Annotated in this window: 20 protein-coding genes; 15 read left to right on the top strand and 5 right to left on the bottom strand. The window is 64.7% G+C overall.

Features of this window, described 5'->3' with window-relative positions:
• The first annotated feature begins 135 nt into the window (after nucleotides 1–135).
• From NCR38_RS03805 to NCR38_RS03790, 4 genes are all read left to right on the top strand, one after another.
• Nucleotides 136–1074 carry a carbohydrate ABC transporter permease gene (locus NCR38_RS03805; RefSeq protein WP_250476437.1) on the top strand — a complete coding sequence of 313 codons (939 nt, stop codon included), beginning with the start codon at nucleotides 136–138 and terminating at the stop codon, nucleotides 1072–1074.
• Nucleotides 1064–1921: a carbohydrate ABC transporter permease gene (locus NCR38_RS03800; protein WP_061118894.1), complete on the top strand. Its 858-nt coding sequence runs from the start codon at nucleotides 1064–1066 to the stop codon at nucleotides 1919–1921. The genes NCR38_RS03805 and NCR38_RS03800 overlap by 11 nt, the downstream gene beginning before the upstream one ends.
• Nucleotides 1922–1952: 31 nt before the next feature.
• Nucleotides 1953–3071, top strand: coding sequence for an ABC transporter ATP-binding protein (locus NCR38_RS03795; RefSeq protein ID WP_061118893.1), 1119 nt, complete (start codon nucleotides 1953–1955; stop codon nucleotides 3069–3071).
• Between the two features lie 108 nt (nucleotides 3072–3179).
• A complete protein-coding gene (locus tag NCR38_RS03790; RefSeq protein WP_250476436.1) occupies nucleotides 3180–5288 on the top strand; it encodes a prolyl oligopeptidase family protein in 2109 nt (702 codons plus the stop codon).
• Nucleotides 5289–5769: 481 nt separating this feature from the next.
• Here the strand turns inward: NCR38_RS03790 and NCR38_RS03785 are convergent, their stop codons facing one another.
• Nucleotides 5770–6981, bottom strand: coding sequence for a Bcr/CflA family multidrug efflux MFS transporter (locus NCR38_RS03785; RefSeq protein WP_061118919.1), 1212 nt, complete (start codon nucleotides 6979–6981; stop codon nucleotides 5770–5772).
• A gap of 150 nt (nucleotides 6982–7131) precedes the next feature.
• On the opposite strand from NCR38_RS03785, the gene NCR38_RS03780 reads away from it, so the two are divergent.
• The 8 genes from NCR38_RS03780 (at nucleotide 7132) to NCR38_RS03745 (ending at nucleotide 14373) form a co-directional block, all read left to right on the top strand.
• A complete protein-coding gene (locus NCR38_RS03780) occupies nucleotides 7132–7662 on the top strand; it encodes a hypothetical protein (RefSeq protein ID WP_061118892.1) in 531 nt (176 codons plus the stop codon).
• A gap of 152 nt (nucleotides 7663–7814) precedes the next feature.
• Entirely contained in the window at nucleotides 7815–9098 is a 1284-nt protein-coding gene (gene hemL / locus NCR38_RS03775; RefSeq protein WP_061118891.1) for a glutamate-1-semialdehyde 2,1-aminomutase, read from the top strand.
• A gap of 18 nt (nucleotides 9099–9116) precedes the next feature.
• Nucleotides 9117–10229, top strand: a complete 1113-nt coding sequence (gene ribD, locus NCR38_RS03770) for a bifunctional diaminohydroxyphosphoribosylaminopyrimidine deaminase/5-amino-6-(5-phosphoribosylamino)uracil reductase RibD (RefSeq protein WP_061118890.1) — start codon at nucleotides 9117–9119, stop codon at nucleotides 10227–10229.
• Nucleotides 10230–10258: 29 nt separating this feature from the next.
• On the top strand, nucleotides 10259–10873 hold the full coding sequence (locus NCR38_RS03765; RefSeq protein ID WP_061118889.1) for a riboflavin synthase: 615 nt from the start codon (nucleotides 10259–10261) through the stop codon (nucleotides 10871–10873).
• A gap of 144 nt (nucleotides 10874–11017) precedes the next feature.
• Nucleotides 11018–12181 carry a bifunctional 3,4-dihydroxy-2-butanone-4-phosphate synthase/GTP cyclohydrolase II gene (gene ribBA, locus NCR38_RS03760; RefSeq protein WP_061118888.1) on the top strand — a complete coding sequence of 388 codons (1164 nt, stop codon included), beginning with the start codon at nucleotides 11018–11020 and terminating at the stop codon, nucleotides 12179–12181.
• 54 nt (nucleotides 12182–12235) lie between these two features.
• A complete protein-coding gene (ribH, locus tag NCR38_RS03755) occupies nucleotides 12236–12745 on the top strand; it encodes a 6,7-dimethyl-8-ribityllumazine synthase (RefSeq protein WP_061118887.1) in 510 nt (169 codons plus the stop codon).
• Nucleotides 12742–13179 carry a transcription antitermination factor NusB gene (gene nusB / locus NCR38_RS03750; RefSeq protein ID WP_061118886.1) on the top strand — a complete coding sequence of 146 codons (438 nt, stop codon included), beginning with the start codon at nucleotides 12742–12744 and terminating at the stop codon, nucleotides 13177–13179. Before ribH ends, nusB begins: the two co-directional genes overlap by 4 nt.
• Complete coding sequence (locus NCR38_RS03745; protein WP_250476435.1) at nucleotides 13180–14373, top strand: pyridoxal phosphate-dependent aminotransferase; 1194 nt, start codon at nucleotides 13180–13182, stop codon at nucleotides 14371–14373.
• Nucleotides 14374–14441: 68 nt separating this feature from the next.
• Here the strand turns inward: NCR38_RS03745 and NCR38_RS03740 are convergent, their stop codons facing one another.
• The gene (locus NCR38_RS03740) at nucleotides 14442–15590 is read right to left on the bottom strand and encodes a lytic transglycosylase domain-containing protein (protein ID WP_061118884.1); all 1149 of its coding nucleotides are present in this window, start codon (nucleotides 15588–15590) and stop codon (nucleotides 14442–14444) included.
• A gap of 587 nt (nucleotides 15591–16177) precedes the next feature.
• Between NCR38_RS03740 and NCR38_RS03735 the strand changes: the two genes are divergently transcribed.
• From NCR38_RS03735 to NCR38_RS03725, 3 genes are read left to right on the top strand one after another with little or no spacing between them, the layout of a single operon-like run.
• Entirely contained in the window at nucleotides 16178–17776 is a 1599-nt protein-coding gene (locus NCR38_RS03735; protein WP_250476434.1) for a UbiD family decarboxylase, read from the top strand.
• Nucleotides 17773–18765 carry an asparaginase gene (locus NCR38_RS03730; RefSeq protein WP_061118882.1) on the top strand — a complete coding sequence of 331 codons (993 nt, stop codon included), beginning with the start codon at nucleotides 17773–17775 and terminating at the stop codon, nucleotides 18763–18765. Before NCR38_RS03735 ends, NCR38_RS03730 begins: the two co-directional genes overlap by 4 nt.
• 7 nt (nucleotides 18766–18772) lie before the next feature.
• The gene (locus NCR38_RS03725) at nucleotides 18773–19441 is read left to right on the top strand and encodes a LysE family translocator (protein ID WP_061118881.1); all 669 of its coding nucleotides are present in this window, start codon (nucleotides 18773–18775) and stop codon (nucleotides 19439–19441) included.
• A gap of 13 nt (nucleotides 19442–19454) precedes the next feature.
• Here the strand turns inward: NCR38_RS03725 and NCR38_RS03720 are convergent, their stop codons facing one another.
• The 3 genes from NCR38_RS03720 to NCR38_RS03710 form a co-directional block, all read right to left on the bottom strand.
• Nucleotides 19455–20420: a threo-3-hydroxy-L-aspartate ammonia-lyase gene (locus NCR38_RS03720; RefSeq protein ID WP_061118880.1), complete on the bottom strand. Its 966-nt coding sequence runs from the start codon at nucleotides 20418–20420 to the stop codon at nucleotides 19455–19457.
• Between the two features lie 124 nt (nucleotides 20421–20544).
• Nucleotides 20545–20847, bottom strand: coding sequence for a hypothetical protein (locus NCR38_RS03715; protein WP_250476433.1), 303 nt, complete (start codon nucleotides 20845–20847; stop codon nucleotides 20545–20547).
• Nucleotides 20848–21181: 334 nt separating this feature from the next.
• The gene (locus NCR38_RS03710; protein ID WP_167354150.1) at nucleotides 21182–21343 is read right to left on the bottom strand and encodes a hypothetical protein; all 162 of its coding nucleotides are present in this window, start codon (nucleotides 21341–21343) and stop codon (nucleotides 21182–21184) included.
• Between the last annotated feature and the right edge of the window lie 487 nt (nucleotides 21344–21830).

Below are 21830 nucleotides of genomic sequence, written 5' to 3'. Positions count from 1 at the left end.
GCGCCGGGCGGCGCAAAACGCAGGACTGCATCTGTAACGTCGCATCTTTCAGCGCCAGCAGGCATTCGCCACAGAAGCGCAAGTCAGTGCACCTAAACGCACGAAAGCGCCGGCGCATCTTCCAGGAGTCGAGTCGTGACTGCCTCCATCACCGCGGACAAGAAGCCGCAAAACCCGCCCCGTCGCGTCTCACCGACGGCGGCGCTCGCCGATCGCCTGATTCCGAAGCTGGTGCTCGCTCCCAGCGTCGTGATCGCGCTCATTTTCGTCTACGGCTTCATCGCCATCACCGGGTATCTGTCACTCTCCGAATCGCGGCTCATGCCGCGCTACGATTTCGCGGGCCTGGACCGTTATCGACAGCTCTTCGCCAACGACGTCTGGTGGACTTCCGCCGCCAATCTCGGCTGGTTCGGCATTCCGTTCATCGGCATTTGCGTGTTCCTCGGCCTTTTCCTGGCCATCCTTCTCGACCAGAAGATCCGCAACGAAGGCGCATTGCGCGCCATCTTCCTGTACCCGATGGCGCTCTCCTTCATCGTGACGGGCACCGCGTGGCAGTGGATTCTCAACCCCGGCCTGGGTCTGGAGAAAGTGTTCCATGACTGGGGCTGGACGAGCTTCTCGTTCAACTGGCTGGGCGACCCGGACAAGGCGATTTTTTGCGTCGTGATCGCGGCCGTCTGGCAATCGACAGGCTTCGTGATGGCGCTGTTCCTCGCCGGCCTGCGCGGCGTCGACAGCGAAATCTTCAAGGCCGCGCAGATGGACGGCGCGGGTTTGCCGACCATCTACCGCAAGATCGTGATTCCGAGCATGCGGCCGGTGTTCTTCTCCGTGCTGCTGATTCTTTGCCACATCACGATCAAGACCTTCGACCTCGTCGTCGCGTTGACGGCCGGGGGACCGGGCACGTCATCGTCGCTGCCGGCCATCTTCATGTACACGTTCTCGTTCAACCGCGGTCAGCTCGGCGTGGGCGCCGCATCGTCGATGATGATGCTCGCCACGGTCGTCGCGGTGCTCGTGCCGCTCATGTATCTCGAATCGAGGAGCACTCGCAATGCAGCCTAAGATGACTTTGAGCCGCGCCGTCATCTACGCGGTGCTCATACTGTTCGCGCTCTACTTCCTGTTCCCGATCTACGTGATGCTGTCGACATCCTTCAAGGATCTCGACCAGCTTCGCACGGGCAACCTGCTCACGCCGCCCACGCACTTCACCTTCGCGCCGTGGGTCAAGGCATGGCAGGAAGCGTGTACCGGCGTGCGCTGCGAGGGCATGGAGCCGTTCTTCATGAACTCCGTGCGCATGGTGATTCCGGCCGTGCTGATTTCGTCGTTCATCGGTGCGTTCAATGGCTATGTGCTCACGCACTGGCGCTTTCGCGGCGCGGACGGCCTGTTCACGATGCTGCTCGTCGGCTGCTTCATCCCCTTCCAGGCAATCCTGCTTCCGATGGCGCGCCTGCAAGGTTTTCTCGGCCTGTCGAACACGACGACCGGCCTCGTGCTCGTCCACGTGATCTACGGCATCGCGTTCACGACGATGTTCTTCCGCAACTTCTACGTGAGCATTCCGTCCGAGCTCGTGAAGGCGGCGCGCATCGACGGCGCGGGCTTCTTCACGATCTTCACGAAGATCCTTCTGCCGGTGTCGCTGCCGATCTTCATGGTGTGCCTCATCTGGCAATTCACGCAGATCTGGAACGACTTCCTGTTCGGTATCGTGTTTTCGGGCGTGGATTCCATGCCGATCACGGTCGCGCTGAACAACCTGGTGAACACGTCGACGGGCGTGAAGGAATACAACGTCGACATGGCGGGCGCGATCATCGCCGCATTGCCGACGATTCTCGTCTACATGATCGCCGGACGTTATTTCGTGCGCGGGCTGACGGCCGGCGCGGTGAAGGGTTAATTCGAGCAGTTTCGAAAGATAGAGGATTCACATGGCAAGCCTTTCCATCCGTGACGTGTACAAGACCTACCCGAACGGGGTGCCGGTTCTCAAGGGCGTCAACATCGACATCGAGGACGGTCAGTTCCTGATCCTCGTCGGCGGCTCGGGCTGCGGCAAATCGACCTTGCTCAACATGATCGCGGGTCTCGAGACCGTGACCCGCGGCGACATCATGATCGACGGCAAGACGGTCAACAACCTCTCGCCCAAGGATCGCGATATCGCGATGGTGTTCCAGTCCTATGCGCTCTACCCTTCGATGAGCGTGCGCGACAACATCTCGTTCGGCCTGAACATCCGCAAGGTGCCGAAGGACGAACAGAAGAAGATCGTCGATCGCGTATCGGAGACGCTGCAGATCGGTCATTTGCTCGATCGCAAGCCGGGGCAGCTGTCGGGCGGCCAGCGTCAGCGCGTCGCGATGGGCCGTGCGCTCGCACGCGATCCCGTGATGTTCCTGTTCGACGAGCCGCTCTCGAACCTCGACGCGAAGCTGCGCATCGAGATGCGCTCCGAAATCAAGCTGCTGCATCAGCGCCTCGGCACGACGATCGTCTACGTGACGCACGATCAGATCGAAGCAATGACGCTCGGCGACCGCATCGCGGTGATGAAGGACGGCATCGTGCAGCAGTTCGGCGCGCCGCAGGAAATCTACGATTCGCCTTCCAACCTGTTCGTGGCCGGCTTCATCGGCGCGCCGCCGATGAACTTCATCGCCGGCAAGCTCGTCGAATCGGGCTCGGGCGTCGGTTTGCAGCTCGACACCGGTATCGCGCAGAAAGTGCTGAATTTGCCGTTCGACGCGGGCCGCTTGCGCGGCAAGGTCGGCCAGGACGTGATTCTCGGCCTGCGCCCCGAGCGCATCACCGATTCGCGCAGCGCGCACGACGTTTCCGATTCGAGCCTGCAGCCGGTCGACGTGCGCGTCGACGTGATCGAGCCGACCGGGCCGGACACGCTCGTGTTCGCGCAGGTGAACGGCAAGCGCATCGTGTCGCGCGTGCATCCGGCGTCGAATCCGCAGCCGATGTCGAACATGACGCTGCTGTTCGATGTGTCGAAGGCCGTGTTGTTCGATCCGAAGACGGAAGAACGGCTGGCCTGAGCCCGCTGTTCCATCGACCTCCGACGCCACGGCTTGCCGTGGCGTTTTTCATGGTGCGGCCGATACAAGGCACAATCGGCGTTTTGCATCTGGATCCGCCTGCGCCGCATGACTCTTCTCACCTCGCATCCCGAACTCGCCTGGACCCCGTCTGACGGTCCCGATCCTTTCATCGGCCTCGAAGCGCTCGACGACCCCGCCGTGCAAGCCTGGGTCGATAACCAGAACCGCCGCACCGAAGGCGCTTTCGGCAACACGTCCGAAGCGCGCGCGCTCGCCGCGCGGCTCGAAAAAGCGTACACGTCGCAGGACCGCATCGTGTCGTGCTCGCGCTATGGCGACTGGGCCTACAACACCTGGCAGGACGACGCGCATCCGCTTGGCATCGTGCGCCGCACGCCGTGGAGCGCATGGCTCGCAGGCACGCCAGTCTGGGAAACGATTCTCGACGTCGACGCGCTCGATCTCAACACCCACGACGACGACACCCGCTGGTCACTCGCCGACTTCGACATGCTCTACCCCGATTACGATCGGGCGCTCGTGAGTCTGTCGCCGGGCGGCTCGGACGCGTGCATCGTGCGCGAGTTCGATATCGCGTCGAAAAGCTTTGTCGCGGATGGCTTCGTACTGCCCGATGTCGGCAAGCACGATATCTCGTGGATCGATCGCGACACGGTCTACGTCGGCTGGGACGACAGCAGGACGAACCCGCGCCCCGCGCTCACGACCTCGGGCTTTCCGCGCGAGGCCCGGCGCTGGAAGCGCGGCACGCCGCTCGCGGATGCGCCCGTCGTCTTCGAAGGCAACCGGCGCGACGTGTCGGCGGGCGTGGACTACGACCCGATCGAAAAACTGCATCTGGCATCGCGCGCGGTGACGTTCTACGACACGCTCAATTACTGGCTCGACGAGACGTCGAACGAATGGCGTCAATTCGACCTGCCGGCGCACGCGGAAATCGAGCACTGGAACGGCTGGCTCTTCGTGACGCCGCGCAAGTTCTGGAACGTGGGCGGTCGGCGCCACGCGCCCGGCACGCTGACCGTCATCCGGCGTGAGGCGTTTCTCGCAGGCTCGCGCCAGTTCACCGCGCTCTTCACGCCGTCCGAGCGCCTCGTCCTCGCGGGAATCGATTTCACGAAGCACTGGCTGATCGTCTCGCAGATGGACGACGGCGCGCCGCGCGTCACGCTGCTGCGCCCGAGCGCGATGCTCGAAGGCGAGTGGCAAGCGCGCGACTTCGCGCTGCCGCAAGCGAGCCAGTCCTGGGTCGATTCGATCGACAGCGAGCGCGACGACACCGTGCTCATCCACGTCGAGCACTTTCTGATGCCGCCGTCGCTATATCACGCGGATCTCGCGAGCGACGCGCCGTGGCAATTGCTCGCGCGTCTTCCCGCGCAATTCGATGCGACGGGACTCTCGGCCGTGCGCCGCCACGCGATCGCGCCAGACGGCGAGCGCATTCCCTACTGGCTGATCGGACGTGAGGTCGAAACCTGCACGGACGCGCGCCCTTGTCTGCTCTATGGCTATGGCGGCTTCGAAGTCGCGCTCGATCCCGGCTACGACGCGACGACCGGCATAGCGTGGCTCGAGCGCGGCGGGCTTTACGCGGTCGCGAACATCCGCGGCGGCGGCGAATTCGGTCCGGCCTGGCATCAGGCGGCATTGCGCGAGAACCGTCAGGTTTCCTTCGACGATTTCAACGCGGTGGCCGAGGCGCTCGTCAAAACGGGTGTCACCGCGCCCGGGCAACTGGCGATCCGCGGCGGCAGCAACGGCGGCCTGCTCACAGGTGTCTGCATGGTCCAGCGGCCCGAGCTGTTCGGCGCGGTGCTGTCGGAAGTGCCGCTGCTCGACATGGCGCGCTTTCACTTGCTGCTGCAAGGCGCATCGTGGATCGACGAATACGGCGACCCCGACGACGCCGGCGATCTGCGTCATCTGATGGCGTACTCGCCCTATCAGAACGTGAAGGCGGATGTTGCCTATCCGCCGGCGCTTTTCACGTCATCGACGAGCGACGATCGCGTGCATCCCGGCCACGCGCGCAAGATGGCGGCGAAGATGCAAGCGCAAGGTCATGCGAACGTCTGGTATCAGGAAACCGGCGAAGGCGGCCACGGCGCGGGCGTCGAGCCGGAAGCGATCGCGCAGGCGGAAGCGGCCGCGTTCACCTTTCTCGCATCGACGATCGGGCCGCTCGGCTGACAATTGCGTGCTTCTTCGCGAAACGGTCCATTTCGCGCGCGCAACGCCGCGGATTTGCCGATTCGAATTCCTTCGATACGTCGCTCCGTTTCGGACACGTATAGTGACAAGCATTCCTTGTTGCAGCACGAAAGCCGGTTTCGTCGACAAACCGGCAAGCGAGTAAAGCCAGCGTTGTGGAGCGCGGGCCCGGCAAACAGGGAATATTCACTGACCGAAGCAACCCGATCGGAACACCTTTGACCCTGGCTTACCCGATCATCGACGCAAGGACATTGCCTATCGACCCATGCCGCAGTCCCACATGAACCGGTCTTTCACCTTTTGACCCAAGGATCTGACCGATCTCGCATAAAACGGCCTTCGACGCGGAACACATCTTTGACCCAGACGTACCCCTCAAGGACCCGATGAGCATCACCTTCCGACCTCGCCTTCGCGCGAGGTTTTTCTTTTGCGCGTCCGTAAAGCCGCGCGGCGCTCAGACTTTCACGGGCACCGCATGCGAGCGCAACACCAGGGTGCGTCCAGCGAACGTCAACACGCCGCATACGCCGATCACGATGCCCATGCCGTGCGGCGATACATCGTGAAAAAGCCCGACCGCGAGGCTCGCGAGCGCGCCGAGCGCAAGCTGCATCGCGCCGAAGACGGCGGCGGCCGCGCCCGCATTGCGCGGATAGCGGTGCATCAGCTCGGTCGTGCAGTTGGCCGACAGCAAGCCGACCACACCGACGACGAAGAACAGCGTCGCGACGATCGACCACAGGCCGCCCCAGCCCGTCAGCGACACGAGCGCGACCGCGAGCGCGGCCGCGACGCTCACGAACGACGCGGCCGAGATCATCTTCATCGCGCCGACGCGGCCGACGAATCGGGTGTTGAGCACATTGCCCGCGATGATGCCGACGATGTTCAGCCCGAACAGCAGCCCGTAGTACTGCGGCTTCACGTGAAAGTAATCGATATAGACGAACGGCGTCGCGGTGATGTACGCGAACATCGACGCGAACGCCATGCCGCCGCACATCATGTGGCCCCAGGTGACGGGATCGGTCAGCAAGTGGCCATACGCGGCGAACGACTTGCCGACCGCCGCGCTCGCGCGCTTCTCCTTCGGCCAGGTCTCGGGCACGCGCAGGAAGGCGGTCACCGCGCATGTCAGGCCGAAGAGCGTGAGCGCGACGAACACGACACGCCAGCCGCCGAGCAGCAGTAATTGCCCGCCGATCAGCGGCGCGAGCAACGGGCCGATCGACGTGACGATGGAAAGCATCGACAGCACACGGGCGGCGTCGCCCGGTTCGTGCGCATCGCGGGCGATGGCGCGCGCGAGCACCGATGCCGCACCCGCGCCGAGCGCTTGCAGAAAGCGCACGAGGACGAGCGCATCGATGGACCATGCCGCCGCGCAGCCGATGCTCGCGAGCGCATACAACGCGATGCCGCCGAGCAGGACGGGCCGGCGGCCGTAGGCGTCGGACATCGGGCCATAGAGCAGCATGCCGAACGAGAAGCCGAACATGAAGCTGGTGAGCGTGCTTTGCGCGGCGGCCGGGCTTGTGCCGAACGAGGCGGCGAGCGAAGGCAGGCTCGGCAGATACATGTCGATCGACAGCGGGCCGCACGCGGCGAGCGCGCCGAGCAACAGGATCAGCCGGCCATCTGGACGGCGACGGATGGTGTCGGGCATGGAGTTCGCAGGACGGGAATGCGTGGATGCGACGCGGCTTCGTGCCGCGCAAGCGATCGGCCATTGTACGCGACGCCCCGCCGTGATCCGGCCCCGATCGCCGCGTTGCGATAAGCTCGTCGCTTGCTTCTTTCTCTTTGCATCGATCCGATGACCGCCTTTCTTCTGATCTGGAGCCCCAGGAAGTGGCCGTGGCCCGAGTTGCCCGACATCGCGCGGCGCGTGGCCGCCGGCGATGCCGTCGCCGATGCATGGGGCTGCGGCACCGCGCGCGGGCTCTTGCCGGGCGACCGGGTGTTCGTTCATCGCGTGTCGCAGGAACCGAAGGGCGTGTTCGCGTCGGGCTGGGTGACGCGCGCGCCGTACGAAGTGCCCGACGCCGGAGCAAAGCGCGGCTATCGGCTGTGCATCGATTTCGTGTACGACTGGCTCGTCGATGCGCACGCGGACGTCGTCGTCACGCGCGACGAATTGCGGGCGCATCCGTTCTCGGTGCAGACGTGGGACGCACAGATGTCCGGCACGCTCATCAAGCCGATGGCCGAGGGCGCGCTGGAAAAGCTCTGGGCCGAGCGAACCGGAAGGCGCCCGCGGCCTCCCGCGCCTGCCGCCCCAGCGACGCCCGGCGAGGCGGGCGGCCACGCCGCGCGCAAACCCGCGAGGCGATCGCGCTCGCCATAGGCGCGACACCGCCCGTTCGCAACGACTCCGGTACAATTTCAGCATCGTTTCTTCGCGTCGGACCGCGCGTCTTGCACGCCGCGCTCGTCGCCGCTCGAGCCCGGTCGGCCCTTCGCGACTCCCGCTTCCATTTTCAGCGCAGGCCCTCATCCATGTCCAAGAATCAAGTTCTCTTCGAACGCGCCCAGCGAACCATTCCCGGCGGCGTGAACTCGCCGGTGCGTGCGTTCCGCTCGGTCGGCGGCACGCCGCGCTTCATCGAGCGCGCGCAAGGCGCGTATTTCTGGGATGCGGACGGCAAGCGCTATATCGACTACATCGGTTCGTGGGGCCCGATGATTCTCGGCCACGTTCATCCCGAGGTGCTCGACGCCGTGCAGCGCGTGCTCGCGGACGGCTTTTCCTTCGGCGCCCCGACCGAAGCCGAAATCGAGATCGCCGAGGAAATCTGCAAGCTCGTACCGTCCATCGAACAGGTGCGCATGGTGTCCTCCGGCACCGAAGCGACGATGAGCGCGCTGCGCCTCGCGCGCGGCTTCACGAACCGCAGCCGCATCATCAAGTTCGAGGGCTGCTATCACGGCCACGCGGACAGCCTGCTCGTCAAGGCCGGTTCGGGCCTCCTGACGTTCGGCAATCCGACGTCCGCAGGCGTGCCCGCCGATATCGCCAAGCACACGACCGTGCTCGAGTACAACAACGTCGAGCAACTCGACGAGGCGTTCAAGGCATTCGGGTCGGAGATCGCGTCGGTGATCGTCGAGCCGGTCGCGGGCAACATGAATCTCGTGCGCGCGACGCCCGAATTCCTCAACGCGCTGCGCGAGCGCTGCAGCGAGTACGGCGCCGTGCTGATTTTCGACGAAGTGATGTGCGGCTTTCGCGTCGCGCTCGGCGGCGCGCAGGAGGTCTACGGCATCAAGCCGGACCTCACGTGCCTCGGCAAGGTCATCGGCGGCGGCATGCCGGCGGCTGCGTTCGGCGGACGCCGGGACATCATGGCGCATCTCGCGCCCTTGGGCGGCGTCTATCAGGCAGGCACGCTTTCGGGCAATCCGATCGCCGTGGCCGCGGGCCTCAAGACGCTGCAACTGATCCAGCGCCGCGGTTTCTACGACGATCTCGCCAGGCAGACGCGCAAGCTCGTCGACGGCCTCAGCGCCGCCGCCCGCGAGGCGAAAGTGCCCTTCTCCGCGGATTCGATCGGCGGCATGTTCGGCCTGTATTTCATGGATCGCGTGCCGGGCAGCTTCGCGCAGATCCAGCAGGGCGACACCCGCCGCTTCAACGCGTTCTTCCACGCGATGCTCGATGCGGGCGTGTACTTCGCGCCGTCGGCGTTCGAAGCGGGCTTCGTGTCGAGCGCGCACGACGACGCCGTGATCGACGCGACGATCGACGCCGCGCGCGGCGCGTTCGCGTCGCTCGCCGCCTGACGCTCGCGGGCCGCGCCGATGTTCTCGCAAACCGACTTCACGTATATGGAGCGCGCGCTCGCGCTCGCCTCGAAGGGCATGTATACGACCACGCCGAATCCGCGCGTGGGCTGCGTGCTCGTCAAGAACGGCGAAGTGATCGGCATGGGCTACACGCAGCCGGCCGGCCAGGATCACGCCGAAGTGCAGGCGCTGAAAGACGCGCGTTCGCGCGGCAAGGATCCGCGCGGCGCGACGGCGTATGTGTCGCTCGAACCGTGCAGCCATTTCGGGCGAACGCCGCCGTGCGCGCACGCGCTCATCGACGCGCGCGTCGAGAAAGTGATCGCGGCGATGGAGGACCCGAACCCGTCGGTGTCCGGGCGCGGACTCACGATGCTGCGCGATGCGGGCATCGACGTTCGCTGCGGGCTGCTCGCGAACGAGGCGCACGAGATGAACATCGGCTTCGTGTCGCGCATGACGCGCCGCCGTCCGTGGGTGCGCATGAAGGTCGCGGCCACCCTCGACGGCCGCACCGGCCTGCCGACCGGCGAAAGCCAGTGGATCACCGGCGAGGACGCACGCGCCGACGGCCATGCGTGGCGCGCCCGCGCCTGCGCGATCCTGACGGGCATCGGCACGGTACGGGAGGACGATCCGCAACTGACCGTGCGCGCGGTCGACACGCCGCGCCAGCCACAACGCGTGCTGATCGACAGCCGTCTCGACGTGCCGAACGAAGCGCGCATTCTCGAGGGCGCGCCGCCGTGGATCTTCCATGCCGCCGACGCCGATCCCGCCCGCATCGACGCGCTGCGTGAGAAAGGCGCGGATCTGATCGAGCTGTCCAACGAGCACGGCAAGGTCGATTTGCCCGCGATGCTCACCGCGCTCGCCGATCGTGGCATCAACGAGCTGCACGTGGAAGCGGGTCACAAACTGAACGGCTCGCTGTTGCGCGAGGGCTGCGTCGACGAACTGCTGATTTATCTCGCGCCGAGCCTGCTTGGCAGCGCGCCGGGCATGTTCGACTTCGCGCCGCCCGATACGCTCGACGCGCGGCCCCATCTGAAATTTCATCGCATCGACCGGCTCGGGGACGATTTGCGCATACTTGCGCGCTTCGCCGAGGCGAACGTCGCGCGCTGATTGCACACCGATTTCAAGGAACGAAGCCGATGTTTACAGGAATTGTCGCGGCGGTGGGCCGCATCGAAAAGGTCACGCCGCTCGGTTCGGAACCCGAAGCGGGCGTTCGCCTGACGGTCGCCGCGGGCGATCTCGATCTCGCCGATGTCGAACTCGGCGATAGCATCGCGATCCAGGGCGCGTGCATGACGGTGATCCAGAAGTCGTCCAATGCGTTCGATGTCGAAGTGTCGCGCGAAAGCCTCAACAAGACGGTCGGGCTCGGCGCAGCGGGCGTCGAAGTGAATCTGGAGAAGGCGTTGCGCGCCCACGACCGGCTCGGCGGGCATCTCGTTTCCGGGCACGTCGATGGACTGGGCGTCGTGTCGAAGTTCGAACCCGTCGGCGAATCGCATGAACTGCGCATCGTCGCGCCGAAGGACATCGGCAAGTACCTGGCTTACAAAGGCTCGGTGACGGTGAACGGCGTGAGTCTCACCGTGAACTCCGTGAGCGACCGTGCCGACGGCTGCGAATTCTCCATCAACCTGATTCCGCATACCGTTGAAGTCACGACGCTCAAGGCGCTTTCCAGAGACGCGAAGGTCAATCTGGAAATCGATCTGATCGCGCGATATGTCGAACGGATGATGAGCGCGCGCTAATCTGAGCCTCTTTTGCGCGGCGCCGGGGCCACTCGTTGGCCACGAAGGCCTCCCGCCCGTCTGCCCGCCGATTTCACCGACTGTCCATCGTCCGTGGCGTAAAATACGCGCTTTCCCCAAACCGGACCCGCACGGGACGTCATCATGTCGCTCGCCTCCACTCCTGAGATCATCGCTGAACTGAAAGCCGGCCGGATGGTGATCCTCGTCGACGAAGAAGACCGCGAAAATGAAGGCGATCTCGTCGTCGCCGCCGAATTCGTGACGCCCGAAGCCATCAACTTCATGGCGAAGCACGGCCGCGGGCTCATCTGTCTCACGCTCACGCAGGAGCGCTGCAGGCAACTGAACCTGCCGCTCATGACGCATCGAAACGGCACGCAGTACGGCACGGCTTTCACGGTCAGCATCGAAGCCGCCGAGGGCGTGACGACCGGCATTTCCGCCTCGGACCGTGCAAAGACGATCGCCACGGCGGTCGCCCACGACGCGCGCGCCGAGCATATCGTTCAGCCGGGCCACGTGTTCCCGATCATGGCGCAGCCGGGCGGCGTGCTCGTGCGAGCGGGCCACACCGAAGCGGGCTGCGATCTGACCGCGCTCGCGGGCCTCACGCCCGCCGCGGTGATCTGCGAGATCATCAAGGACGACGGCGAGATGGCGCGCCTTCCGGACCTCATTCAATTCGGCGAGCAGCACGGCATCAAGATCGGCACGATCGCCGATCTGATCCACTACCGCAGCCGCACCGAGTCGATCATCGAGAAAGTCTGCGAGCGCACGATGCAGACCGCGCACGGCCCGTTCCGCGCGGTGCTGTATCGCGACGAGCCGACGCACTCGCCCCATATCGCGCTCGTGCGCGGCACACCGCATCCCGACCGCGACACGCCGGTGCGCGTGCACGAGCCGCTCTCGGTGCTCGATCTGCTCGAAATCGATTCGTCGACGCACTCGTGGACCATCGACGCCGCGATGAAGGAAATCGCCGCGCGCGATCTCGGCGCGATCGTCATGCTCAATTGCGGCGACACGAAGGAGCATCTCGTCGACGTGTTCCGCGCCTTCGACCAGAAGGACAAGGCGGCCGAGCTGAAGCGCCGCCCGATCGACTTCAAGACCTACGGCATCGGCGCGCAGATTCTGCGCGATATCGGCGTCGGCAAAATGGAAGTGCTCGCGACGCCGCGCAAGCTCGGCAGCATGTCGGGCTACGGGCTAGAAGTGACGGGCTTCGTGCCGATGCCCGGCTGCCCCGCCACCGCCGCGCCGACGGAAACCGCCATCACCCAGTTGCGCTCGGCCTGAGACCGCCGGCCCGCACAATCCTATTCCACACAATTCCAAGGGAAGACCTCATTCATGGAAATCGGACAATATCAGCCGAACCTCGACGGTGACGGCTTGCGCATCGGCATCGTGCAGTCGCGCTTCAACGAACCGGTGTGCAACGGCCTCGCCGACGCCTGCATCGAAGAGCTGGAGCGCCTCGGCGTGATCGGCCAGGACGTGCTGCTCGTCACCGTGCCGGGCGCGCTCGAAATTCCGCTCGCGCTGCAGAAGCTCGCGGAATCCGGCCAGTTCGACGCACTGATCGCGCTCGGCGCCGTCGTGCGCGGCGAGACGTATCACTTCGAGCTCGTGTCGAACGAGAGCGGCTCGGGCATCTCGCGTATCGCGCTCGATTTCGGCATTCCGGTCGCGAACGCCGTGCTGACGACCGAAAACGACGAGCAGGCCGTTGCCCGCATGACCGAAAAGGGCCGCGACGCCGCGCGCGTGGCGGTCGAAATGGCGAATCTGTCCGTCGCGCTCGAGCAGCTCGACGGCGATGACGAAGACGAAGACGAAGAAGACGAGGACCGCGCATGAAGAGCGCACGACGCCGTTCGCGCGAACTCGCGACGCAAGGGCTTTATCAATGGTTGCTGTCGGGCGCGCCCGCCGGCGAAATCGACGCGCAACTGCGCAACGCGCAAGGCTTCGACAAGGCCGATCAGGCGCATCTCGATGCGATCCTGCACGGCGTGATCAAGGAATCCGCCGCGCTGTCCGAGCAGTTGCAGCCGTGCCTCGACCGCCCGATCGAGCAGTTGTCGCCGGTCGAGCGCGCGGTGCTGCTCGTGGCCGCGTTCGAGTTCAAGCATCACATCGACGTGCCGTATCGCGTCGTCATCAACGAGGCGGTCGAGCTGACGAAGACCTTCGGCGGCTCGGACGGCTACAAATACGTGAACGGCGTGCTCGACAAGCTCGCCGTCGTCATGCGCCCGACCGAGGCGCAGGCGCGCGGACGCGGAGCATAAATGGGCCAGGGTGCGGAACCTCTCGTGCGGCTGGCGTCGCGCGTCGATGCAATCGAGCCGTTCTATGTGATGGAGCTGATGAAAGAGGCTCAGGCGCTCGAACGCGCGGGCCGCGACGTCATCCACATGAGCATCGGCGAGCCCGACTTCACCGCGCCCGAGCCCGTGATCCACGCCGCCGCCGATGCGTTGAAGCGCGGCGTCACGCAGTACACCAACGCGCTCGGCATCACGCCGCTGCGCGAGGCGATCGCGCGGCATTATCGCGATACGTTCGGCCTGACGGTCGATCCGGAGCGCATCGTGGTAACGGCGGGCGCGTCGGCGGCGCTGCTGCTCGCGTGCATGGCGCTTGTCGATAACGGCGACGAAGTGCTGATGCCCGATCCATGCTACCCGTGCAACCGGCACTTCGTGTCGGCGGCCGATGGCAAACCGGTGCTCATCGCGAGCGGTCCAGCCGAGCGCTTTCAGTTGACGGCGGAACATGTCGAGGAAAACTGGGGACCGGCCACACGCGGCGTGCTCCTCGCGTCGCCGTCGAATCCGACGGGCACGTCGATCGAGCCCGATGAACTCCGGCGCATCGTCGACACGGTGCGCGCACGCGGCGGCTTCACGATCGTCGACGAGATCTATCAGGGTTTGAGCTACGACGCGAAGCCCGTGTCCGCCCTCTCCTTCGGTGACGACGTCGTCACCGTGAACAGCTTTTCCAAGTACTTCAACATGACCGGCTGGCGGCTCGGCTGGCTCGTCGTGCCGCGCTCGATGGTGAGCGCGGTCGAAAAGCTGTCGCAGAACCTGTTCATCTGCGCGTCGGCACTCGCGCAGCACGCGGCGCTCGCGTGTTTCGAGCCGCAGACGATCGCGATTTACGAAGCGCGCCGCCTCGAATTCAAGCGTCGACGCGACTACATCGTGCCGGCGCTGCGTTCGCTCGGCTTCGGCGTGCCCGTGGTGCCCGACGGCGCGTTTTACGTTTATGCCGACACGACGACGGTTCATCACCCCGCTGCGGGCAACAGCGACGCACTCACGCACTCGATGCTCCACGACGCGGGCGTCGTGCTCGTGCCGGGCGCGGATTTCGGGTTTCATGCGCCGGAGCGCTATATCCGTCTGTCGTATGCGACGGCATATTCGAAGCTGGAGGAAGCTGTCGAGCGGCTAGGCGCGCTATTCCGCCGATAAGAAGACGTCGCAAGAACGAAAAAAGAGCACCGCAAAGGTGCCCTTTTTCTTTGTGTCCGACCAAACCTTCAAGCGCCGAACTCCGCCGACGCGACGTGCTTCGTTTCTCCATCGCCGTCGTCCTGCGCCGCTGCCTTCTTCGCCGCATCGATCGTCACGTGAACGCGCTTCTCGGTTGCGGTCGAGGCCAGAACCTGCTTCGGCGCAGCCTGAACCGGCGCCTGCGGTGCGTTGATCGGCACGTTGCGGCCGCGCGCGACATCGCGCAGACGCGTACGCTCGGCCAGCACCTTCGCGCCGTAGCCGCCGTCATCCTGCGTCGTCGAGCCCACGTAATAGCGCAGGCCACCGGCCACGGAGCCGCCGCGCGCGATGCAATCCTTCAGCACGAGCGCGCCGACCTTGATGTTCGCGAGCGGATCGAGCGCCGCGTGCGAGCCGCCGAAGTATTCGAACTTGTCGGAATGAACCTTCGACATCACCTGCATCAGGCCCTGCGCGCCGACGCCGCTTTCCGCATACGGGTTGAAGCCCGATTCGATCGCCATGACCGAGAGCAGCAGGAGCGGGTCGAGGCCGACTTCGCGTCCGGTATCGAACGCGGCGCGCACGAGCTCGGCGACCGGCTCTTCCGCCACGCGATAGCGTCGCGCGATGAAGTTCGACACGAGCTTCTGCTCGCGCGTCGACACGAGCACCCGGTCGTCGCGTGCATCGGCGACCACGCGTTGCGTCGGAATCATGCTCGCGAGCATGCCGGCGGACGGCATCGTGCGCGGGTCGAGCCCGTTGGGCGATACGGCGAGGCTGATGCCCCCGGTGAGCTGACGCGTGCTCGCGTCGTCGCCGGCGGCGGCACCGAGCGACGGCCCCGTCGCAGGCGCCTTGAGATCGTCCGATGGAGCCGCGTTAGCAGCGACGTCTACGGGCAGCGTGGAACCGCCAGGCGCGCGATGCACCGCCGAGAACGGCGGCAACGGCTGGCCCGCGAGCAGGCGTGCCGGCCCGGCCTGAACGGCAGCCGACACGAAAGGCATGATCTTTGCGGCAAAGTTCGTGCGCCAGGAAGGCAGCAACCACAATGCAAGCGCGCTGACGACGGCAGCACAACCGACCATCGCGAAGACATGGTGACTCAAACGGCGTCCGCGACGCAGCGCCACGCGCACGATCTGCGCGGCGCGGGTGTCGGAACCCCACCAAACCGAAGTGTTCATCGATACTCCCAATGTTGCATGATTTGCGCAGATGAATACGAATAAAGCGCGTATTCGGAGCGCAAATCAGACACCGCTTGCTCTCGGCAAGCACAAGCGGCATCGGGGATACGGCATGCGCCGTCTGGAAAGCCGATCCGGCAAAAGACTGCCGGGCTGCGCGGCACGAACTGCATGCCCTCATGCGCAATGACCTTCCACGCGAAAGACCGGCGCGAAAAACGCCGGCCAGGACAACCAACCACCGTGAGTCGCCGGGCAGGAACGGCGCAGGCGACGCACGTTGCGTCAGAACAGACCTGAGGCGAAGGTAAAAAGTTTCAAAACCTGCAATGGATGCCAAGCGATTCTAGCAGGGTTTAATTATCCGTCAATGCTATAGACTTGCGTTTCAATTACTTACAGTTATATTGAACAGTGTTCAGCACTCGAAAAGCACGTATGACGGGCGATTCCCGGCGGAATTCACTGAATGTCCCCCAACGCACGGACGCGCACGCAGGTAAAATCGACAATCGCTTGGCGCGCAGCCGCCCCGTCCGTCGAGCTTCATGCTCCGGCGCCTTCGAGTCCACTTTCGACCATCGATGAAATACAAAGATCTGCGCGACTTCATTGCCCGCCTCGAGGCGCTCGGTGAACTGCGCCGCATTCGGCAGCCCGTTTCCCCCGTTCTCGAAATCACCGAAGTCTCGGATCGCGTGTTGCGCGCGGGCGGCCCAGCGCTGCTTTTCGAAGCGCCCACCGGCCACACGATGCCCGTGCTCGCCAACCTGTTCGGCACGACCCGGCGCGTCGCACTCGGCATGGGCATCGAGACGGAGGCGCAAGGCGGCGCCGATGTCAGCCTCGGCAGCGACGTCGCCGCGCTCAGTTCGTTGCGCGATGTCGGCAGGCTGCTGTCCGCGCTCAAGGAACCCGAGCCGCCGAAGGGCCTGAAAGACGCGGGCAAACTGCTCTCGCTCGCGAAAGCCGTGTGGGACATGGCACCGAAGTCGGTCAGCGCGCCGCCTTGCCAGGAAGTGGTGTGGGAAGGAAAGGACGTCGATCTCAATCGACTGCCGATCCAGACGTGCTGGCCCGGCGACGCCGGCCCGCTGCTCACCTGGGGTCTCACCGTCACGCGCGGGCCGAACAAGCCGCGCCAGAATCTCGGCATCTATCGGCAGCAGCTCATCGGGCGCAACAAGCTCATCATGCGCTGGCTCGCGCATCGCGGCGGCGCGCTCGACTTTCGCGAGTTCGCGCTCGCGAATCCCGGCAAGCCGTATCCGGTGGCGGTCGTGCTCGGTGCCGATCCCGCGACGATCCTCGGCGCCGTGACGCCCGTGCCCGATTCGTTGTCCGAATATCAGTTCGCGGGCCTTCTGCGCGGCTCGCGCACGGAGCTCGCGAAATGCCTGACGCCGGGCGTCGATACGCTTCAGGTGCCGGCGCGCGCCGAGATCGTGCTGGAAGGCTTCATCTATCCGCAAGACGGCACGCCGCCGCCCGCACCCGAAGGCGCGCCGCCGCGTCCATCGGCTTCTGCCGCCGCGAAATACGAGCACGCTCTCGAAGGGCCGTACGGCGATCACACCGGCTACTACAACGAACAGGAGTGGTTTCCGGTCTTTACCGTCGAGAAAATCACGATGCGCCGCGACGCGCTGTTCCATTCCACTTACACCGGCAAGCCGCCCGACGAGCCCGCGGTGCTCGGCGTCGCGCTGAACGAAGTGTTCGTGCCGCTCCTGCAGAAGCAGTTCACCGAGATCACCGATTTTTATCTGCCGCCCGAAGGTTGCAGCTATCGCATGGCGATCGTGCAGATGAAGAAGAGCTACCCCGGCCACGCGAAGCGCGTGATGTTCGGTGTGTGGAGCTTCCTGCGTCAGTTCATGTACACAAAGTTCATCGTCGTGGTGGATGAAGACGTGAACGTGCGCGACTGGAAGGAAGTCATCTGGGCCATCACGACGCGGGTCGATCCGACGCGCGACACCGTCATGGTCGACAACACGCCGATCGACTATCTCGACTTCGCGTCGCCGGTCGCGGGCCTCGGCTCGAAGATGGGGCTCGATGCGACCAACAAATGGCCCGGCGAGACGAGTCGCGAATGGGGCCGCCCGATCGTCATGGACGAAGCGGTGAAGCGCCGCGTCGATGCGCTGTGGACTGAAATCGGACTGGATAAATCATGATCGCAGCCACGCTCTATCGAGGCGATGTCGTCGAGAACACGCACGCGGCGCACGTCGCCGTCGTCGATGCAAACGGACGCCTCGTGCATTCCTTCGGCGATCCGCATCGCGTGACGCTGCCGCGCTCGGCTGCGAAGCCCGCGCAGGCGCTCGCGGTGATCGAAACGGGCGCGCTCGAGCGCTTCGGCTTCACCGACGAAGACCTCGCGCTGATGTGCGCATCGCATAGCAGCGAGCCGCGTCATATCGAGCGCGCGCTCGCGATGCTCGCCCGGTCGAACGCGAGCGAAAGCGATCTGCGCTGCGGCGGCCATCCTCCGATCTCGGAGGCGGTGTACAAGGACTGGATCAGGCGCGACTTCACGCCGACTCCCGCCTGCAGCAACTGCTCCGGCAAGCACGCCGGCATGCTCGCCGGCGCGCGGGCGATGAACGCGCCGCCCGGCGATTATCACCTGCCCGATCATCCGCTCCAGACGCACGTGAAGCGCACGGTCGCGCGCGCGGTCGATCTCACCGACGACGCTGTGCAATGGGCCATCGACGGCTGCAATCTGCCGACGCCCGCCTTCCCGCTCGAACGTCTCGCGCGGCTCTATATGAAAATCGCCGCCGCGCCGGACGGCTCGCCGCTTGCGCGCATCCATCGCGCGATGACGTCGCATCCGGAGCTCGTTGCCGGCGAAGGGCGTTTCTGCACGCTGTTGATGCAGGCGTTCGGCGGCACGCTCGTCGGCAAGACGGGCGCGGATGCAAGCTATGCAATCGGCGTGCGCCGCGAACGAGGTCCGATCGGCATCGCGGTGAAGGTCGAGGACGGCAACACGTCGGTGCTCAATGCTGTCGTCGTCCACGTGCTCGATACGCTCGGCATCGGCACGCAACGGCAACGCGACGCGCTCGCCGCGTTCCGCAATCCGCCGACGCGCAACACGATGAACGTGCCGACCGGCCGTCTCGACGTGAGTTTCGAGCTTCACAACCATTAATAACAATATGCATTCGTGGTCGTTGCTGTCGGACGGTTTCTTTCTGTCGCTGTCGCTGTGTCTGGATATCGGGATCGCCAATGTCGCGATCATTTCGCTTGCGCTGTCGCATGGCTTCAAACCGGGGCTCGTGCTCGGCCTCGGGACATGCTTCGGCGATCTGGTCTATGCGATGCTCGCGCTCGCGGGCATGTCGGCGCTGCTGCAGTTTTCCGCGGTGCGCTGGGTCGTGTGGATCGGCGGTGCGATCGTGCTGCTCTTCCTCACGTGGAAGATGGCGCGGGAAGCGCTCAATCCGGCATCCGCGCCGCCCGTCGAAGGCGAAGCGGATCTCACCGTGCCCCGTCCCGGCCACTGGAAAAGCTTCTTGCGCGGATGCCTGCTCGCGGTGTCGTCGCCGAGTGCAATCCTGTGGTTCGCGGCGGTCGGCGGCGCGCTCATCGCCAAGTCCGGCGCGACGAGCCCCGTCTCCGCGTCCGTGTTTCTGATCGGCTTTTTCTGCGGCGGACTCGGCTGGACGATCTTTATCTGCACGCTCGCGAGCCACGGCAGAAAGCGCGCCGGAACCCAGCTCCTGCGCGCGTGCCACGTGATGTCCGCCCTGCTCTTCGCGTACTTCGCGTACAGCGTGATCGTCAACGGCTACCGCGATCTGATCGTCAACGCGACGTCATGACGAAGCACCATCATCACGCGACGAACTGAGCCAGCTTCGCGAGATCGACGTTGCCGCCCGACACGATCACGCCGACCCGCTTGCCTTCGACCGGCACGACCTTCTGCAGAACGGCCGCGGCCGCGAGACAGCCGGTCGGCTCGACGACCATCTTCATGCGCTGCGCAAAGAAGCGCAGCGTCTCGATCAACTGCGCGTCGCTCACGGTGACGATCCGGTCGACGTGACGCTGGATGATCGGGAAGTTGTATTCACCGACATGCGTGGACGCGGCGCCATCGGCGATCGTGCGCGGCACCTCGATATGCACGATCTCGCCGCGCGCGAGCGACTGCTGCGCGTCGTTGCCCGCTTCCGGCTCGACGCCGATCACCTTGCAGTCCGGCGACAGCGCCGCCGCCGCGAGCGCGCATCCGCCGATCAGCCCGCCGCCGCCCAGGCACACGAACAGATAATCGAGCGGCCCGGTTTCCTCGATCAGTTCCTTCGCCGACGTGCCCTGCCCGGCGATGACATGCGGATGATCGTAAGGCGGGATCAGCGTCATGCCGCGCTCATCGGCCAGCTTGCGGCCGATTTCCTCACGGTTTTGCGTGTAGCGGTCGTAGGTGATCACTTCGCCGCCGTAGCCGCGCGTCGCCTCCATCTTCGCGGCGGGCGCGTCCTCCGGCATCACGATCGTTGCGCGGATGCCTGCGAGCTTCGCGGACAGCGCGATCGCCTGCGCATGATTGCCGGACGAGTACGTGATCACGCCCGCGGCGCGCTGCCGGTCGTCGAAATGGGAGAGCGCGTTGTAGGCGCCGCGGAACTTGAACGCGCCCATGCGCTGGAAGTTCTCGCACTTGAAAAAGAGCGACGCGCCCGCGATGGCATCGGCAGTGCGGGAAGTCAGGACGGGCGTGCGATGGGCGACGCCTTCGATGCGCCGGGCGGCATCGGCGACGTCATCGAAAGTCGGGGCGGGAAGAGAGGACATCGGCGTGGGCGTGCGAGTTGAAGGGGATCACCATTCTCCCAGTTCCATCGCAGAATTCAAAAGCCCTGAAACGAAGAAGGCGACGCACGCTTGCATCGCCTTCTTGATTTGCCCGCCGGACCGATCAGTAACGCCAGCCCGGACCATGACGGTAGTAGCCATGATGCCGATAGTACGGACGGCCGTAGTAGCGGTATCCGCCGTAACCGCCTACGACCACGGCAGGCGGCGGCCCATAGACGACCGGTGGCGGCGGCGCGACGTACACGGGCTGCGGCGGAGCTACATAGACGGGTGCGGGCGGCGCAGCGTAGACCGGATAGGCTGGCACCCCGATGCCCACGCCAACTGAGACATGCGCCTGCGCAGCACCGACAAAACCGACGCCGAGCGCACCAGCAACCAACAAACCACCGAGCTTTTTCACTTTCGTTCTCCTCGCCGCTTCGCGTGTGGCCGGTATCCACGGCTCACGAGCGACGGTATGAACCAAATTTATCGAAAAAAACGGTCGGTCGCAGGGGCCATTTGTTGCAAATTGCAAGTTCCTTAACGCCGGCGCGGACGTGAAAGCCCGACGTCGCCGGCGAAAGTGTTCGAATTCGCCGTTCGGCGGTCGTTGGCGAGCGATGCACGAGACGCCCCGCTGAAAATCGCAAAATATGCGTAACGTCTATTTACAAATGAAGCGAAAAGCCCCGCCAGACAGCGCGTCCGGCGGGGCTTTTCATGTACTCCGCGAGATTTTTAAACGGTTCGCTTCAGCCTACTTTCACGTAAGCGAACTCACGCGTGACGTTGGGCGGCACATACGCCGCGCCGATGACCACCCGTGGCGTAAGGCGCTTCTTCTGGTCCCACCAGCGGCGCCGCTGGGCTTGGCTCAAGAAGCGCAGATGCTTTCGGTAAGAGAAAATGCTCATGGCGACCTCCGAACGTAGCGAATGAAACCCTTAAGGGAGAACGGGCGGCTTCGGCCGCATGCCGTCTCCCGCTGAATCCTTGTTCTCGTTAGTATTGAGCGCCGGTTCGTTCCTCGATGTTCGCAAAGAAACCTAGAATGACGTCGAATGTGCGTCTAACCACGTACAGCAGGAAAGATACCCTTGAATCCGGAAACCGGCCTTTCCAATTCCGCTCGCCAGTACTTCGACCACAAAATAAGCCCGCCACTGTTTGCTTTGTATTTATATCCTGCCAGTTTTGCGTGAAATACGCGTTTTCGAGATCGTCTCGGATTGGCAACACTAGGGTTTTCCGATGATGACGTTGCGTGGCGCGAGCGCCCTCGCGAACCACTTTCACTTGCCTTTCACGCCATTGTCCGGAGAATCGCTCGCGCCACGTGCGACAACGTCCCCAAGCGGCCTTAAAGCCATGTTAAGGTGACGTCCGTCCCCCATCAGGCAC

Source organism: Caballeronia sp. INML1 (assembly GCF_023631085.1).
Taxonomy (GTDB): Bacteria; Pseudomonadota; Gammaproteobacteria; order Burkholderiales; family Burkholderiaceae; genus Caballeronia; species Caballeronia turbans.
Note: the sequence above shows the minus strand (reverse complement) of the source record. Positions and strands in the feature narration are given on the sequence as shown.

Excerpts from the sequence above, each read along its gene's own strand:
- nusB (WP_061118886.1), top strand. The coding sequence starts at position 12,742 with ATGAAGAGCGCACGACGCCGTTCGCGCGAACTCGCGACGCAAGGGCTT.
- NCR38_RS03725 (WP_061118881.1), top strand. The coding sequence starts at position 18,773 with ATGCATTCGTGGTCGTTGCTGTCGGACGGTTTCTTTCTGTCGCTGTCG.
- ribBA (WP_061118888.1), top strand. The coding sequence starts at position 11,018 with ATGTCGCTCGCCTCCACTCCTGAGATCATCGCTGAACTGAAAGCCGGC.
- NCR38_RS03735 (WP_250476434.1), top strand. The coding sequence starts at position 16,178 with ATGAAATACAAAGATCTGCGCGACTTCATTGCCCGCCTCGAGGCGCTC.
- NCR38_RS03710 (WP_167354150.1), bottom strand. The coding sequence starts at position 21,343 with ATGAGCATTTTCTCTTACCGAAAGCATCTGCGCTTCTTGAGCCAAGCC.
- NCR38_RS03780 (WP_061118892.1), top strand. The coding sequence starts at position 7,132 with ATGACCGCCTTTCTTCTGATCTGGAGCCCCAGGAAGTGGCCGTGGCCC.
- NCR38_RS03720 (WP_061118880.1), bottom strand. The coding sequence starts at position 20,420 with ATGTCCTCTCTTCCCGCCCCGACTTTCGATGACGTCGCCGATGCCGCC.
- NCR38_RS03790 (WP_250476436.1), top strand. The coding sequence starts at position 3,180 with ATGACTCTTCTCACCTCGCATCCCGAACTCGCCTGGACCCCGTCTGAC.
- ribD (WP_061118890.1), top strand. The coding sequence starts at position 9,117 with ATGTTCTCGCAAACCGACTTCACGTATATGGAGCGCGCGCTCGCGCTC.
- NCR38_RS03745 (WP_250476435.1), top strand. The coding sequence starts at position 13,180 with ATGGGCCAGGGTGCGGAACCTCTCGTGCGGCTGGCGTCGCGCGTCGAT.
- NCR38_RS03795 (WP_061118893.1), top strand. The coding sequence starts at position 1,953 with ATGGCAAGCCTTTCCATCCGTGACGTGTACAAGACCTACCCGAACGGG.
- NCR38_RS03800 (WP_061118894.1), top strand. The coding sequence starts at position 1,064 with ATGCAGCCTAAGATGACTTTGAGCCGCGCCGTCATCTACGCGGTGCTC.
- NCR38_RS03765 (WP_061118889.1), top strand. The coding sequence starts at position 10,259 with ATGTTTACAGGAATTGTCGCGGCGGTGGGCCGCATCGAAAAGGTCACG.
- ribH (WP_061118887.1), top strand. The coding sequence starts at position 12,236 with ATGGAAATCGGACAATATCAGCCGAACCTCGACGGTGACGGCTTGCGC.
- NCR38_RS03785 (WP_061118919.1), bottom strand. The coding sequence starts at position 6,981 with ATGCCCGACACCATCCGTCGCCGTCCAGATGGCCGGCTGATCCTGTTG.
- NCR38_RS03730 (WP_061118882.1), top strand. The coding sequence starts at position 17,773 with ATGATCGCAGCCACGCTCTATCGAGGCGATGTCGTCGAGAACACGCAC.
- NCR38_RS03740 (WP_061118884.1), bottom strand. The coding sequence starts at position 15,590 with ATGAACACTTCGGTTTGGTGGGGTTCCGACACCCGCGCCGCGCAGATC.
- hemL (WP_061118891.1), top strand. The coding sequence starts at position 7,815 with ATGTCCAAGAATCAAGTTCTCTTCGAACGCGCCCAGCGAACCATTCCC.